Below are 15,564 nucleotides of genomic sequence, written 5' to 3'. Positions count from 1 at the left end.
AACTGTTGCCTCTTTAGCAACATCGAGGAGTATCCTGTCACTGTGACCCACGAAACATTGGATGCCGGCGCAACGCTGCCCGCTGAAGCCATCGACGCCATTGAGCGGGCCGCCACGGCCGCCCACCCGCACGAGGAACTGTTCTCCGCGCGGGCCGCCAACATCAAACAGTCTGCCGTCCGGGATGTCTTCGACATCTCCATGCGGCCCGGCCTGGTCTCCCTCGCCGGCGGCAACCCGTACCTGCAGTCGTTGCCCTTGGAAAAGCTCGGCCAGACGGCCGCCCGGATCATCGCCGAAGAAGGCATGACCGCCCTCCAGTACGGTGGCGGCCAAGGCACCGAAGAACTGCGCCAGCAGATCTGCGGCATCATGGCTGCCGAAGGAATCACCAACGCCCTCCCCGAAAACGTGGTCATCACTGCCGGATCCCAGTCGGCCCAGGACGTGGCCACCAAGGTCTTCTGCAACCCTGGCGATGTGGTTCTGGTGGAGAACCCCACCTACGTGGGGGCCTTGAATACGTTCGAGGCGTACCAGGTGCAGGTGGAGCCGATCGAAATGGACGACGACGGCCTGGTGCCGGAGCTTCTGGAGGCCAGGATCGCTGCTCTCCAGTCAGAGGGCAAGAACATTAAGTTCCTCTACACGATCCCCAACTTCAACAACCCTTCCGGGATCACCCTGGCGGCGGAGCGCAGGCAGCGGATCGTCAATATATGCCGTGAAGCGAATATTATTGTGCTTGAGGACAACCCCTACGGGCTGCTGCGGTTCGACGGCCACCCCATCGAACCGATGCGGGCTGCCAACCCGGACGATGTCATTTACCTCGGCTCGTTCTCCAAGATCTTCGCACCGGGACTTCGCATCGGCTGGGCGCTGGTTCCCGCACACTTGCAGCGGCGCTTCTACCTCGCTTCCGAAGCCGTGACGCTGTGCCCGCCGCCGCTGAACCAGATGCTCGTCTCGGCATATCTCCGCGAGTACAACTGGGAAGGCCAGATCGACACCTACCGCGAGCTCTACTCGGAGCGATGCAAGGCTCTGCTGTCCGCGCTGGACGAGTACATGCCCCAGGGCCTCACCTGGACACGGCCGGATGGCGGATTCTTCGTCTGGGTTACGCTGCCTGAAGGCGTCGACACCTATCCGTTGCTCGCGAAAGCGATCGATGCAGGCGTCGTCTTTATCCCCGGGGCTGCATTCTCTCCGGCGGACGGTCCGTCCAACAAGCTTCGCCTCGCCTTCAGCGCCGTACCCCCGGATACGATAGCCGAAGGCGTCCGCCGCCTGGCACCCGTCCTCGCGGAAGCCATCAAAGCCACCACTGAAGGAGCAGCACAATGACCGGAGTTGTGATTGTCGGAGTAGACGGCAGCGAGACGGCGATGAGGGCGGCAAAGGCTGCCCAACAGCTGGCCATTGGCCTCGGAGCCGGCCTCCGCGTGGTCAGCGCGTTCGACAGCAACCGCACTGAGGTGGTGGAAATCGGCACCGACAAATGGATCGTGTCCGACGCCGCTGAGGCGGAAACCGTAGCCCGCACAGTGGCAGAACGCCTGGCTCATGACGGCCTGGAGGTGACCTACTCGGCCGCCCGCGGCAAGCCGGGAGAAGCCCTGGTGAAGGAAGCCGAGGTGCAGGATGCCCGTCTGATCGTCGTGGGCAACCGACGCATGCAGGGGCTGGGCCGCGTGCTGGGCAGTGTGGCCAACACTGTTGCCCACACCGCCCCCTGCGACGTGTACATTGCCAAGACAGACCAGCCGTAAAGCGAGCTGAATCACAACGCCGGGTGGGGAGACTCACCCGGCGTTCGGCGTCTTTTGAGCCTTCCCGAGGATCCAACCGTTATAAAATTGAGATGCCCCCAATGGCGTGCGCCACCTTCACTCTCGATTTTCAGGGGATCCTTTCTTGCTTACTTTGCAGCCGCGCCAACGCGTGGGACATGACATCCTGCTTGCCCGCCACGGCAACAACATCAGCACCATGCGCTTCGACCGCGCCAACGACCGCATCATCGCGATGCTGGACGACGGTTCCTGGGACAGCGCCCCCAATATGATCTCCCCCAGCCTTGATATGCCGGAGACCATCGGCAGCGTTTTCCGCAAGGACTGGCGGTTCCTGTCGGTTGCCTGCGTCGCCATGATCACGGTTGCCGCTGTAGCCATGGGAATCAGCGTGGAGATGGCGAATCACATGTCCACTACCGAACTCCAGGCCCTGCTGGTCAACTACCCGGCGTTCTAGCCCGGCCTTCTTACCCGGCGTTCCAGCGGCTGCCAGCCACCCCGGACGGCTGCGCGGCCTCCTCACCGCGTGCGCCGTCGTCGAAGGTGAGGTCCAACTGCCCACCCACTTTCCGGCGCCGTGCGATGAAAACCGCCAACCCCACGGCCAGCCACGCGGCTCCCAGCAGGTACGTGAACCACGCGAGCGACGTCCACAACCACGCGATAAAGGCGAAGCCGAGCACCGGCATCACCAGATTCCGGAGGGTTCCCGCCTTTCCACGCTTTCGCAGGTCGAAGAACAGCACCTTGATGGCCGCCAGGTTCACCACGGCGAAGGCGATCAAGGCCCCGAAGTTGATCATGTACACGGCTTGCTCCAGCGTGATGAACAGGGCAACCAGAGAGACTGCCGACACCAGCAAAGCTGCTACGTAGGGAGTACGGAATCGCGGCTGCAGCTTGGCGAGGGCCCCGGGCAGGATCCGGTCCCTGCCCATGGCATAGATGACGCGACTGACGCTCATCTGGGCTGCAGTACCGCACAGGACCAGTCCACCCAGGTTCACCACCACGAAGACCACCATGAGCACATCGCCGCCGGCGCGCTGCATCAGTTCAGTGCCGGCGGCGTCAAGGTTCACAATGGAACGCCACTCAGGCGCTATGAGGCTTCCCGCCACCGAAAACAGCGTGTAACCCAGGCCCGCGAAAAGGGTGGAGAGAATGATGCCACGCGGCACATCCCTCTTGGGGTGACGCGTTTCCTCGGACAGAGTGGAGACGCCGTCGAATCCCAGGAACGCGAAGGCGACAATGGCGGCAGCAGCCATGACCGGCGCTATCCCTCCCCCGCCCAGTGACAGCGGGCGGACGACGCTTTCGATGGTGGGATCCGGCGCATTGAGGATTGCCATCACCACGAAGGCAACAATGACCAGAACCGAAGCCGTTACGACGACGAAATTCATCTTCTTGATCCAGGCAACGCCGATCACGCTGAACAGTCCCACCACCAACAGGCAGACCAGAACTGCGAGCTGAGGCGGTATACCGGGCAGCAGGCTGTTGAGATAGAGCCCGAAGAGCAGGAAGTTCACCATGGGCAAGAACAGGTAATCCAGCATCATGGCCCACCCCACCAGGAATCCCACAGGCTTGCCGAAGGCTCGGGAGGCGTAGGCGTACGCGCCACCGGTCACTGGAACATGCCGCGCCATCTGGCCATAGCTGTGGGCCGTGAACAGCATGGCAATCAAGGCTGCGACGTAGGCTGCCGGCAAATGCCCATCGCTGATCTCCGTTCCTGCGCCATACACGGCCACCACGGACAGGATGCCCATGGAGGTCAGGCCGAAGGCGATGAGTGACGGCAAGCCAAGGACGCGCTTAAGCGTGGGGCCCGATGCCGGGGCCTCCGCTGCGCTGGTGGGGCTGGTGTACATGGCGTTCTCCTCGATGCGATCCGCATCACATAAATGAATGATGTTCATTAGATTAGGGGGCAACTGATGCGATGTACAGCTTTTGGTATCCCAGATTCCTCCATGACAGGCTGCGGCCTCGCCATATTGGCCTAGAATCGCTGATTGGGGTTGGGTTCTGCCCAACTTGAATTGCATCTGGTATACCAATGCCCGCCCTGAAGATAGGAACCCCATGACCGCCTGTTCGACGCCACGCGACCCTCAGAATCCTGCCGGCGCTCAGTCCCTTTTGGTGACCCCAGGCTTTGTAGACGCGCATATTCATCCGGACAAAACGACGTGGGGATCCGGCTGGCTCTCCCGCCCACCGGCGCAGGATCTGGCGGATCTTATCGGGAACGACCTCAAGGCCCAGCTTTCGTTCGAGGATGCCGTTGAGGACCGTGCGTATGCCCTCATGAAGCACGCCGTTCTCACGGGGACCATGGCGATGCGGGCGCACGTGGACGTCGGCTCGCAGATCGGATTGAAGAACATCCACGGCGTCAGGGCAGCCGCTGAACGGCTGGCTTCCTGCCTGGACGTACAAATCGTCGCGTTCCCGCAGTTCGGCCTGTTGACCAATCCGGGCACGCTGGATCTCATGGAAGCCGCCCTGTCCGAGGGCGCCGATCTGGTGGGCGGCATAGACCCGGAATCAGTGGACGGCGATCTTCACGGCCATCTTGATGCTGTCTTCGGGCTGGCGAACAGGCACGGGAGGGACCTGGATATCCACCTGCATGACGAAGGACCGGGAGGCCTGGCGCAGCTTCACGTCATCGCGAAGCGCACCATGGCGGAGGGCATGCAGGGTCGCGTCACCATTGGGCACGGTTTTGCTCTCTGCGATGTGTCCCAACCTGAGCTTGGACCCACCCTGGATGCAATGGCCGAAGCTGGAATCTGGATGGCGACCTGCGCCCTGGGAGCCGATCCCGTACCCATGCTGGACCTCATGGAAAGGCATGGGGTGAAGGTTGTCCTCGGGTCTGACGGCGTCCGGGATGCGTGGACTCCGTTTGGTACGGGCAGCATGATGGACCGGGCGCACCTTCTGGGGTATCGCACCGGAGCTCTGACCGACACCGAACTGGAACGCTGTTTCCGGATTGCCACCACGGCAGGGGCGGAACTTGTGGGCGCAGAAGTGGTGAGCGGTTTCTCCGGCACCTGTTCGGCTGACCGGCTCGAATTTGCCGCAAACTCCATTCCAGAGTTGGTGGTTGACAGGCCCTCCCCGCTACGGGTTGTTCGTGGTGGCCGAACGCTGGCCTTGTAGTGCAGGGACTAGAGCATCAGCTCACGCAGCAGCCACCACAGTCCGGCGATCACTACTCCGCCAAACAATGATCCCGCAATGACCTGGCCCAGTGTGTGGGCACGCAGGACCAGCCGCGACCACCCCACTGCCGGCACCAGGAGCAGCACAGGCAGGAATGCGGGTCCAAACATCGCTACGACGATGACGGCCGCAGCAGCTAACGCCGACGCATGCCCGCTCATCTTCCAGAACGCACTCACCACGGCCAGAACGGCGATGCCACCGATCAGGGCGATGATCATCACCGATACGCTCACCGGACCATTCAGCAGCTGCAGAACCAGCAGGCCCACCACCACTGACACCAACGCCATGAGGAGCAGTGCGGGCCGCTGGCGCCGGTCGCTGACATGGTGATCGGTGATTCTGCCCAGTTTGACCATCACCAGCACGTACGCCAGCGGCAGGACACAAACAAAGAAAGCAGCGATCAAGCCGAACCACATGGTTCCCGGAAATCCGGGTTCGATCGAGGGGCTGATCAACAGCAGGACCAGCACCACAATCGGCGGTTGGAACACCTCCGTCAAGACGCGAGCAACCGTCCGCCACGGACCTGTCAGAGTCTGGGGACGCACATGGCCGGATTCTGTGGATACTCCGGCTCCAGGGTTCGCACCCGGCCCGCGTTCGGCCTTCTGGTCAGTCAAGCAGGAGCGCCGGTTCTTCAAGGATGGCAGCGACGTCAGCCATAAAGCGTGCCGACAAATCGCCGTCCACTACGCGGTGGTCGAAAGAACCGCCAAGTGTTGTGATCCAGCGTGGAATGACTTCGCCGTCCAGAACCCAAGGCTTCTGCTTGATGGTTCCAAACGCGATGATGGCTACCTCGCCCGGATTGATGATGGGCGTTCCTGTGTCGATGCCCAACGCGCCGATGTTGGTGATGGTCAGGCTCCCGCCCTGCATCTCAGCAGGCTGCGTCTTGCCGGCCCGGGCCTTGGTAGCCAGCTCGTTAAGCGCCAGCGCCAATTCCTTGAGGGAAAGGTCCTGTGCGTCCTTGATGTTGGGGACCATGAGACCACGCGGGGTGGCCGCGGCGATGCCCAGATTCATGTAGTGCTTGACCTGGATCTCAGCGTTCCCGTTCCCGTCCGCGTTATCCACCCACGTTGCGTTCACGCTGGGGTTGCGCGCGGCGGCCCAGATCACGGCCTTCGCAAGAATGAGAAGCGGCGAGACCTTGATTCCTTCAAAGTCCCGGGAAACCTTGAGCCTCTTGACGAACTCCATGGTGCGGCTGGCGTCGACGTCCACGAAAATGCTGACGTGGGGAGCCGAGAAGGCCGATTCCACCATGGCCTTGGCCGTAGCCTTGCGCACACCCTTGACCGGCATGCGCTCAACGCGCTGGTCCTGCGGCTTCTTTGAAGCGCCCCAGAACGAGTCCGCTTGGTCGTGCTCGGCATCGCGTTGTGCCTGGTAGCTCACCAGGTCCTCGCGGGTTACCTCACCACGCTGGCCGGTGGCCACGACATCTGCGAGGTCGATCCCCAGATCGCGGGCAAACTTGCGCACCGGCGGCTTGGCCAGGACCTTGTTGACCAGACCGCTGATGGTTCCACTGATCGCCGCCCCGCGCGAAGCTGCGGCCTGCGGCGCTGCGGTTTGCGGCGCTGCGGTTTGCGGCGCTGCGGCAACAGGTGCTTGGGTGACGGGTTCGACGACGGCGCGGGCCGGCGTCGTGCGGTGGGACACCGGAGTTTCGGCTGCTTTGGCCTCCAGGACAGCTTGGTTGTCCTGCACTGTACCCTCTGCGTTCTCAGCGACCGTGGCCGCCTCTGCGCCAGCGGGGCGCTTACGCGCACGGCGCTTGACGGCGTCGGCCTTGGGTCCGGAACCAACCAGCGGACCGCCGGCCGGCTGCTCTCCGGCCTCCGCAGGGAGCTTTCCGTAGACGGGCGTGAAGACGTCATCGGCAGACGGCGCAGCGGCGGGGGTCTGCGATGCTGGCCCTGCATCACCGGCCTGGCCTTCGGAGACAGCAATGATCGCTGTGCCGACCTCCACTGTGATGCCCTCTTCCACCAGCAGCTCCGTGACGGTGCCCGCGAATGGTGACGGGAGTTCCACGAGGGATTTGGCGGTTTCGATCTCGCACAGGACATCGTTGATCGCAACGACGTCGCCGGGCTTGACCTTCCAAGCCACTACCTCGGCTTCGGTCAGGCCTTCGCCAACGTCCGGCAGGTTGAATTTCTTAACAGTCACAGTGGTCCTCGATTTCCGGTTACCCGGCGGTGAAGCCGGGCTGGATCAGGGCGGTTAGTAGGCCAGGGAGCGGTCGAGCGCTTCGAGGATCTTGTCGATGTCCGGCAAGTAGTCTTCCTCCACCTTGGCAACGGGATAAGGCATGTGGAATCCGCCCACGCGGATCACCGGGGCTTCCAGGTGCAGGAACGCCCGCTCGCTGATACGTGCAGCGATCTCTCCGCCGATACCGCCAAAAGTGGGGGCCTCGTGAGCCACGATCAAGCGGCCGGTCTTTTTGACGGAGGCTTCCACGGTGTCGAAATCCAGGGGTGAGATGGAGCGGAGGTCGATGACCTCAATACTGCGCCCGTCCTCGGTGGCAGCGTTGGCGGCCGCGAGGGCCACCGGCACCAAGGGGCCGTAAGCCACGATGGTGGCGTCCGTGCCCTCCCGCACGACGTGTGCCTTGAAGGGGTCCTCAGAAAGACCGGGGTTCTGGACGTCCACCTCGCCCTTCAACCAGTAGCGGCGCTTCGGTTCGAAGAAGATCACCGGGTCCTGGCACTCGATGGCCTTCTGGATCATCCAATAGGCGTCATGGGCGTTGGAAGGCGAAATGATGCGCAGGCCGGCAGTGTGGGCGAACAGCGCTTCCGGCGACTCGGAGTGGTGCTCAATGGAGCCGATGCCGCCACCGTAAGGAATGCGGATGACCACGGGAACGCTCAGCTTGCCGAGGCTGCGGGAGTGGATCTTGGCCAGCTGCGTGGTGATCTGGTTAAAGGCGGGGAAGACGAAACCGTCGAACTGGATCTCGCAAACCGGCGAGTATCCGCGCAGGGCCAGTCCGATGGCCGTACCCACGATGCCGGACTCGGCCAGGGGGGTGTCCACAACGCGTTCGTCGCCGAACTCCTTGATGAGGCCATCGGTAACGCGGTAGACACCGCCGAGGTGTCCGATGTCCTCGCCCATCAGCAGGGACTTGGGATTGCTGTTCAGCGATGCCCGGAGACCCTCGTTAATGGCCTTGGCAATGGTCATTGTTGCCATCAGTTGGCTGCCTCCTCATCGCTTTCGAAGCCGGCCGAGTACTCCTCGAACCAAGCCAGTTCCTCCGCAATCAGCGGGTGTTGTTCGGCATAGACATTGGCGAACGCCTCACGGATGTCCGGGACCTCGAGGCCATGGGTGGTACTGCGGACATACGTGGCCAACTCGTCGCCGTCGGCCTTGACCTGCTCGAAGAACGCCTCGTCGGCAAGGCCTTCTGCCCGCAGGTACTTCTCGAGGCGGTCCAGCGGATCCTTCTCCCGCCATGCCGCTTCCTCGGCGGACTCCCGGTATTTGGTGGGGTCGTCGGCAGTAGTGTGTGCACCAACCCTGTAGGTGTAAGCCTCAATCAGCACCGGCCCACGGCCCTCACGGGCATGCTCCAGCGCCCACTCCGTGACGGCATGGACGGCGATGACGTCGTTGCCGTCCACGCGGATTCCCGGGAAACCGTACCCCTTGGCGCGGTTGGCCAGCGGAACCTTCGTCTGGACCTCGGTGGGCACGGAAATGGCCCAGTGGTTGTTCTGGCAGAAGAACACCACGGGGGCCTCGTAGGAGGCAGCAAACACCATGGATTCGTGGACGTCACCTTCGGAGCTGGCGCCATCGCCGAAGTAGGCGATGACGGCGGCCTTGGGGTCGTTGGAGTCCGTGGCGGCGGCGAGCTTCTGATCCCGCTGGATGCCCATGGCGTAGCCCACTGCGTGGAGGGTCTGGGCAGCAAGGACCAGCGTATAGAGGTGGAAGTTGTTCTCCCGTGGATCCCAGCCGCCGTTCGATACACCGCGGAACTGCTTGAGCAGTTCAGCCAGGTCAACATTGCGGACCAGCGCTACGCCGTGTTCGCGGTACGTGGGGAAGATGTAATCCTGGGGCTGGCTTGCGTGGCCGGAACCGATCTGCGCGGCCTCTTGACCTGTGAGCGGCACCCAAAGCGCCAATTCGCCTTGGCGCTGCAGTGCGGTAGCCTCTTGGTCGAAGCGACGGATCCGGGCCATATCGGCGTAAAAAACGCGCAGTTTCTCCGGATCAATGCGCTTGGCGTAATCCGAGAAGACGGGATCGCTTCCCAATTTTCCGTCAGGGCCTAGCAACTGAACCATTTCCACCGGTTCGCCTGGCGCGGCTGCTGCCGCGGAGGTTGCCGCGAGAGTTTCTTCCGTCCCGGGGGGCAGTTGTGTCGAGCCCATTCCGTCTCCTTGCTTGCCGTGGCGGGGGCGCCTGGCAATGTCTGTCGCTGGGATATATGCCCGCTCCGGAATGTATTCCGGAGCGGGCATACTTTTGGCTTTCGTCCCTTACTTTATCGGCAGTAAGTAAGGTTGGCGCATTTGTTAACCGCTAGGAACCCTGCGGAGCATTTGTATAACCTGCACAGAGATTCAAGAACCGGGTGTTGGCCTCCACCTCGCCAATGCTTACCCGGACGCCCTCATTTGCGAATGCCCGGACGGACAACGCCTGCTCCGCCGCCAAGGCTGCAAACCCGGCACTGTGCTCGCCAAGATTGAGCCAAACGAAGTTGCCTTGGGCCTCCGGAACGAACCACCCGAGTTCGCGCAGGCCCGCTGTGACGCGGTCGCGCTCGTCCACCAGGCTTTGTACCCTTTCCACAACCTGGTCGAAATTCTCGATGGAGGTAACGGCGGCGCGCTCGGCGATCTGGGAAACGGCAAACGGGGTTGCCGTTACCCGCAGGTGCTGGGTCAGTGCGGGGCCGGAGACGCTGTATCCGACACGGAGCCCGGCCAGACCGTGCGCCTTGGAGAAGGTCCTCAGGACCACCACATTGGGATAGTCGCGGTAAAGCTTGATACCGTCCACCGCATCCGGGTCCCGCACGAATTCCTGGTACGCCTCATCTATCACCACCACTACGTTGGGTGGCACCGACTGGATGAAACGCTCCGTTTCCTCTGCGGTGAGGATTGGACCAGTGGGGTTGTTAGGAGTGCACAGGAGAATCACCTTGGTGCGCACCGTGACGGCCGACGCCATGGTCTCGAGGTCGTGGCGTCCGTCAGCCAGCAGCGGGATCTGCACACTGACGGCACCGGCAAGACCTACGCAGATGGGGTACGCCTCGAAGGAACGCCAAGCGTAAATGACCTCATCCGCCTTGCCGTCATCATTCTGCCCGGCGAACGTGGCGAGGATCTGGTTCAGCGCCCCGAGGCTGCCGGCACCGGTGACGACGTCGTCAGCCGGGACACCAAGGAAGCCGGCAAGTGCCGTTCGCAGCTTGGTTGCGAGCGGGTCCGGGTAGCGGTTGATATCGGACTGGTCCGCAATTGCCTGCAACACTGCAGGAATCGGGGGCAGCGGGTTCTCGTTGGACGACAATTTGTAGCTGGTGAGGCCCTCAATCGCAGCGGGCGGTTTGCCTGCGGCGTACTTCGGGAGCCTGTCCACGACCGGACGAGGGAGTACGCCCTCCGGTGCGTTGTCAGTAGTAGTCATGGCTTCAAGCCTACTTGCCAACCCACGGCCTCCGCCGAGCCGTTTAACAGGTGCGTATGAAACCATGGGGTCATGGGTTCATTCATCATTCGCGTCCTGATTAACGGGCTTGCCCTGTGGGTGGCAACTTGGCTGCTGCAAGGCATGGATATCACCACCACGGCAACCGAGAAGGCAGCCACCAACGCGGGCCTCACCCAAGGCGCAGACACCGCCGGCATCGTTCTCGCGTACCTGTTCATCGGACTGATCTTCGGCGTCGTGAATGCCTTCGTCCGTCCGTTGGTCAGGCTATTGTCACTTCCGGTGACCATCCTGACGCTGGGCCTGTTCACGATCGTGATCAATGCAGCCATGCTGTACCTGACCGCATGGCTGAGCACCTTCACACCGGTGCACCTCACCCTCGACTCCTTCTTTTGGACGGCCATCCTGGCCTCGATCATCATCAGCATCATCTCGATGGTGGCTGGACTCATCCCTGGCGCCCGCAAGCGCTAACGGCGGCGCCAGGAATACGTCCGCCGCAATCTGAAGCACCTACCGGGTTCCAGCGTCCGCCTTTGTGTCCCGGACCGTTGGAGGCGGACCAGGCCGCGCCGCGGACGACGGTCCTGGCATGGGCGCCCTTTCCAGTTTGAAGCGCGTCACCTTGGCTACCCCGCCGGCGCCCACGACACCCGCGAACGCAGCAGTGGAGGTTGCCAGTGACTCGTCGTGGCTGGCGGCGACCAACTCGGCCCCTGCCGCGTAATTCTCCTGGTCATGCCCCGGGCCCAAACCCGGATCTTCCCCGGCTGGTGTCCTGACCCCATCCTTCAGGGTCACAGTCACTCTGTCCTTGGTATCGGGGTTTCTCCTGCCATCTGCTCCCGGGACCCAGTCCTGAACGTGTTCCAGATGGAGTGAACTGATGCCCGGCTCAGCTGTGATGCCACCAACAGGAGCTCCGGCGGTCAGCACGTACTTGAGGTCGAACTCACTGAGAAACGCCTTGTTCTGGCTGAGATTCATGGCGTGGACGCCGCCCTGGCTATGCCCCACTGCCACTACTGGGTCCCCAGCGGCAGCACCCGCCTCACGGAGCGCTTGGCCAACGGCTGGGACGACATCTTCAGAGTCGTAGCCCAGCGCTTCGCCGATTCCTTGGATATCAAAGGGGTTTGTGGCGGGTGACTTGGGTTGGGTTCCCGGAATCAGGACCATCCATGACGGCGACCCGTTGTTATCGAATTGAATGACCTCAATTTCACCGTCATTCCGGGCATGGAGCCTCTCGAGACGTCGGAGGCTTTCGGCCATAGTCGGCTGCACGTCTTCGGCGGTTTCATCCATTTTTTCGATGCTTACCGGACGGGGTTGGTACTGGGCCAGTAGTGGCGAATCCAGAAGGGGGCGTATGAGGTCGGCCGCCATATAGTCGTCAGGGATGAACCGGTTGTAGTTCTCCTCAGTGAGGTCTCGCCCCAGCGCCAGGAGGCCAGGCGCGCCGGATCCCTTAAGTTGGTCGAGACGCAGGGCGTGGGGCCGGGCGTTTTTGTCCTCCGCCTGCATGTAGTCCCGGTGGCTTGCCCGCACGCTCGTGCTTACTTCCACCAACTCCTCACGCACCCGTCCCACTTCCTTCCGGCTCTCCGCCACCGCATTGATCGCGCTGCAGCCTGTGCCATAGGAGTCGTAGAGGTACGGTTCCAACTCGTCCTGGACCCGGCGTGCTGCCTCTTCGATACCGATGAGCTGTTGGACCACTTCATCAAGCTGGCCGGCTCCCCGAAGCAGTTCCTCGAGCTGGAACGACATCCCCGCCACCCCTCCCCGGATGGCCAGGATCCCGTCCGGTGCCGGGGGCAGCGGCCGGGGTGCTTCTCCGGCACCGACGGGAGCTGAGTCAGACATCAGGGACCCCTCTCCCCCGAGACGGACACGTTTTGGGAGTGCCGGAGCACCGAGGCGACTGCGGCATCCAAGGACTCCCGGGCGCGCATCAGCGCTGACGCGTGCAAAGCAATGGTGGTGCGGTAGGCACGTCCAGCGGGAGAGAGCCAGTGGTCCATCTGAGCCCGCCGCAGCGAAGCAAGAACCGTGTCTGCCTGGTCTACGCAAGCCTTTACACGCCAGGCGAGCCTCTGGACTTCATGGCTCCGGGAAGCACATTCCAGGGGGTCGAAGGTGGGCGGGTTGGCTGCAGGCATCAAGCCGACGCTCATGTCCGTGTACTCCATTGATTGTTCTGTGATCGGTCCCTACGACGCTACGGAGTGCTGGAATCGGACGGAAGCGGTGCTGTCGTGTATGTGGATAACCTGGCCAACCTTCCACATAGCCCCGTCACCAACTCCCGGCCTCGATGCGGAGCATGAAAGAATAGGCACTATGGCTGAATCCCCCCGCGTCTCCCTCGCTTCCGAACCCCTCGCCCTTGGCGCCCTTGACGGCCGCTACCGTGCCGCCGTCGCACCCCTGGTCGACTACTTGTCCGAGGCGGCCCTGAACCGCGATCGTGTTCACGTCGAAGTCGAGTGGCTGATTCACCTCACCAGCCAGTCCGTACTCCCGGGTGCAGGCCCGCTGACGGACGAGCAGAACGCGCAGTTGCGTGCCATCGTCACGGGGTTCGATGCCGCATCGGTCAACGAACTTGCCGAAATCGAAGCCGTGACCGTCCACGACGTCAAGGCTGTTGAGTACTACATCGGCCGCAGGCTGCCCGCCATCGGCATCGAGAACCTGACGGCCATGGTGCACTTCGGCTGCACCTCCGAGGACATCAACAACCTCTCCTACGCTGTGGGCATCAAGGGTGCCGTAGAGGACGTTTGGCTGCCCAACGCCTCCGCCCTGGTCAAGCAGATCGAGGACATGGCAGAAGCCAACCGCTCGGTGCCAATGCTGTCGCGCACCCACGGCCAGCCCGCCACCCCCACCACGCTGGGCAAGGAACTCGCTGTCATTGCGCACCGCCTGAACCGCCAGCTTGCACGCATCGCCAAGACCGAATACCTGGGCAAGATCAACGGCGCAACCGGCACCTACGCCGCACACGTCGCGTCTGTCCCCACCGCTGACTGGGAAGCCGTCGCAAAGTCCTTCGTGGAGGGCCTGGGGCTCACCTGGAACCCGCTGACCACGCAGATCGAAAGCCACGACTGGCAGGCCGAGCTCTACGCCGACATCGCACGCTTCAACCGCATCCTGCACAACGTCTGCACGGACATCTGGAGCTACATCTCCATCGGTTACTTCCGCCAGATTCCGGTTGCCGGTGCCACGGGTTCGTCCACCATGCCGCACAAGGTCAACCCGATCCGCTTCGAGAACGCCGAAGCCAACCTGGAGATCTCCAACGGGCTCCTGGACACCCTGGGCGCAACGCTGGTCACCTCCCGCTGGCAGCGCGACCTCACCGACTCCTCCTCCCAGCGCAACATCGGCGTGGCTTTTGGACACTCGCTGCTGGCCATCTCCAACGTCGCCAAGGGACTCAAGGCACTGGACGTCGCTGAGGAAGTCCTCGCCGGAGACCTCAACACCAACTGGGAAGTACTGGGCGAAGCCATCCAGATGGTCATGCGCGCTGAAGCGATCGCCGGCGTTGAAGGTATGGAAAACCCGTACGAGCGCCTGAAGGACCTCACCCGCGGCCAGCGCGTTGACGGCGCCCGCATGCAGGAATTCGTCCAGGGCCTGGGCCTCTCGGCCGACGCCGAGGCCCGCTTGCTGGCGCTGACCCCGGGTAAGTACACGGGCATCGCCGACAAGTTGGTGGATCACCTGCAGTAATTCACAACGCGCGACGACGGCGGGCCGGGGCTGGGTGCCTCGGCCCGCCGTCGGCGTTCAACCCGTGGTGGAGGCCTAGCTCGGCAGGCAGAGGCGCGTTCCTTCCCAGTTGCTTTCCTCAGCATCCCGTCCGAGGGTTCGCGACACGGCGTGTCGGGCTGTTCCCGGACTGCGACGACTGATTGGCTGGTGTAACCGGGCAGGAGCGCAAAGCGTCCAAAGGCCGAACAGCTACGACGTAGAGGAGCGGAGCAACCATGAAGCTCCTGTTGATCAGGCACGGACAAACACCCGGCAATGTTGCAGGCCAGCTGGACACTGCATTCCCTGGACCGGGGCTGACCGAACTGGGCGAGCGTCAAGCGGCGGCCCTGCCGGAAGCCCTGGCCGACGAAGGCATCCAAGCCTTGTACACCTCGTCGTTGCTGCGAACCCAGCGGACAGCTGCACCCTTGGCAAAGGCAACAGGATTGGAACCGGAAATTCTGGACGGAGTCCATGAAATCGAGGCGGGGGCGCTGGAAAAGAAGACCGATCACGAATCACACGTACGGTACATGAGCACAGTATTCGCCTGGACGGATGGCGACTTGGACGTTCGGATGCCCGGAGCTTTCAACGGGCACGACTTCTTCGCCCGCTTCGATGCTTCCGTAGAGAAAGTTGCGGCCGCAGGACACCAGACGGCCGCGATTGTCAGCCACGGCGCGGCCATTCGTTGCTGGGCGGGCCGGCGGGCCACGGACATCGACACCGTGTTCGCCGAGACGCATCAACTCCCCAACACGGGCATCGTGGCTCTTGAAGGCGACCCCAAGAACGGCTGGAAGGTACTGCACTGGGATCAAATTCCCGTGGGCGGCTTGGCCCTGGCCGATCAAACCGTAGACGACCCAACCGGCGAGGCGCTTTAAGAGGTACTGCAAGAGACGTTGCGAGGCCCTCTCTGCGCCCCAACCCAAGGGCAGCAGCAATTCTCCCGACGCTTACGCGCAGGAAACACCACGGTAACCACAGCTCCCTAGGCTTAAGTCGCATAGGCACC

At 62.8% G+C, this 15,564-nt stretch carries 15 protein-coding genes; 7 read left to right on the top strand and 8 right to left on the bottom strand.

Annotated elements, in window-relative coordinates; all coding sequences use genetic code 11:
- The first annotated feature begins 42 nt into the window (after positions 1 to 42).
- From BMY91_RS17565 to BMY91_RS17555, 3 genes are all read left to right on the top strand, one after another.
- The gene (locus BMY91_RS17565) at positions 43 to 1,350 is read left to right on the top strand and encodes an aminotransferase-like domain-containing protein (protein ID WP_090824250.1); all 1,308 of its coding nucleotides are present in this window, start codon (positions 43 to 45) and stop codon (positions 1,348 to 1,350) included.
- The gene (locus tag BMY91_RS17560) at positions 1,347 to 1,775 is read left to right on the top strand and encodes a universal stress protein (RefSeq protein WP_090824248.1); all 429 of its coding nucleotides are present in this window, start codon (positions 1,347 to 1,349) and stop codon (positions 1,773 to 1,775) included. Before BMY91_RS17565 ends, BMY91_RS17560 begins: the two co-directional genes overlap by 4 nt.
- Before the next feature lie 172 nt (positions 1,776 to 1,947).
- Entirely contained in the window at positions 1,948 to 2,259 is a 312-nt protein-coding gene (locus BMY91_RS17555) for a hypothetical protein (RefSeq protein ID WP_090824516.1), read from the top strand.
- 10 nt (positions 2,260 to 2,269) lie between these two features.
- Here the strand turns inward: BMY91_RS17555 and BMY91_RS17550 are convergent, their stop codons facing one another.
- The gene (locus BMY91_RS17550; RefSeq protein WP_256212810.1) at positions 2,270 to 3,733 is read right to left on the bottom strand and encodes an APC family permease; all 1,464 of its coding nucleotides are present in this window, start codon (positions 3,731 to 3,733) and stop codon (positions 2,270 to 2,272) included.
- Positions 3,734 to 3,899: 166 nt separating this feature from the next.
- Between BMY91_RS17550 and BMY91_RS17545 the strand changes: the two genes are divergently transcribed.
- A complete protein-coding gene (locus BMY91_RS17545; protein WP_090824244.1) occupies positions 3,900 to 4,988 on the top strand; it encodes an amidohydrolase in 1,089 nt (362 codons plus the stop codon).
- A gap of 8 nt (positions 4,989 to 4,996) precedes the next feature.
- On the opposite strand, the gene BMY91_RS17540 is transcribed toward BMY91_RS17545, so the two are convergent.
- From BMY91_RS17540 to BMY91_RS17520, 5 genes are all read right to left on the bottom strand, one after another.
- On the bottom strand, positions 4,997 to 5,593 hold the full coding sequence (locus BMY91_RS17540) for a phosphatase PAP2 family protein (RefSeq protein WP_090824514.1): 597 nt from the start codon (positions 5,591 to 5,593) through the stop codon (positions 4,997 to 4,999).
- 79 nt (positions 5,594 to 5,672) lie between these two features.
- On the bottom strand, positions 5,673 to 7,241 hold the full coding sequence (locus BMY91_RS17535) for a dihydrolipoamide acetyltransferase family protein (protein WP_090824242.1): 1,569 nt from the start codon (positions 7,239 to 7,241) through the stop codon (positions 5,673 to 5,675).
- A gap of 54 nt (positions 7,242 to 7,295) precedes the next feature.
- On the bottom strand, positions 7,296 to 8,276 hold the full coding sequence (locus BMY91_RS17530; RefSeq protein ID WP_090824240.1) for an alpha-ketoacid dehydrogenase subunit beta: 981 nt from the start codon (positions 8,274 to 8,276) through the stop codon (positions 7,296 to 7,298).
- Positions 8,276 to 9,469, bottom strand: coding sequence for a pyruvate dehydrogenase (acetyl-transferring) E1 component subunit alpha (gene pdhA / locus BMY91_RS17525; protein ID WP_090824238.1), 1,194 nt, complete (start codon positions 9,467 to 9,469; stop codon positions 8,276 to 8,278). Before pdhA ends, BMY91_RS17530 begins: the two co-directional genes overlap by 1 nt.
- Positions 9,470 to 9,620: 151 nt before the next feature.
- The gene (locus BMY91_RS17520; RefSeq protein ID WP_175538749.1) at positions 9,621 to 10,739 is read right to left on the bottom strand and encodes a histidinol-phosphate transaminase; all 1,119 of its coding nucleotides are present in this window, start codon (positions 10,737 to 10,739) and stop codon (positions 9,621 to 9,623) included.
- 72 nt (positions 10,740 to 10,811) lie between these two features.
- Between BMY91_RS17520 and BMY91_RS17515 the strand changes: the two genes are divergently transcribed.
- Positions 10,812 to 11,240 (top strand): phage holin family protein, encoded by a 429-nt coding sequence (locus BMY91_RS17515; RefSeq protein ID WP_090824234.1) that lies wholly within the window; start codon positions 10,812 to 10,814, stop codon positions 11,238 to 11,240.
- A gap of 39 nt (positions 11,241 to 11,279) precedes the next feature.
- On the opposite strand, the gene BMY91_RS17510 is transcribed toward BMY91_RS17515, so the two are convergent.
- On the bottom strand, positions 11,280 to 12,635 hold the full coding sequence (locus tag BMY91_RS17510; protein ID WP_254779943.1) for an alpha/beta fold hydrolase: 1,356 nt from the start codon (positions 12,633 to 12,635) through the stop codon (positions 11,280 to 11,282).
- Positions 12,635 to 12,961 carry a hypothetical protein gene (locus BMY91_RS17505; RefSeq protein WP_256212808.1) on the bottom strand — a complete coding sequence of 109 codons (327 nt, stop codon included), beginning with the start codon at positions 12,959 to 12,961 and terminating at the stop codon, positions 12,635 to 12,637. The genes BMY91_RS17510 and BMY91_RS17505 overlap by 1 nt, the downstream gene beginning before the upstream one ends.
- Positions 12,962 to 13,112: 151 nt before the next feature.
- Between BMY91_RS17505 and purB the strand changes: the two genes are divergently transcribed.
- Positions 13,113 to 14,519, top strand: a complete 1,407-nt coding sequence (gene purB / locus BMY91_RS17500) for an adenylosuccinate lyase (RefSeq protein ID WP_090824232.1) — start codon at positions 13,113 to 13,115, stop codon at positions 14,517 to 14,519.
- Between the two features lie 257 nt (positions 14,520 to 14,776).
- Complete coding sequence (locus BMY91_RS17495; protein WP_090824231.1) at positions 14,777 to 15,433, top strand: histidine phosphatase family protein; 657 nt, start codon at positions 14,777 to 14,779, stop codon at positions 15,431 to 15,433.
- Positions 15,434 to 15,564 lie beyond the last annotated feature (131 nt).

This window comes from Arthrobacter sp. yr096 (assembly GCF_900108925.1).
Lineage (GTDB): Bacteria > Actinomycetota > Actinomycetes > Actinomycetales > Micrococcaceae > Arthrobacter.
This window is presented reverse-complemented; position numbering and strand designations above follow the sequence as displayed.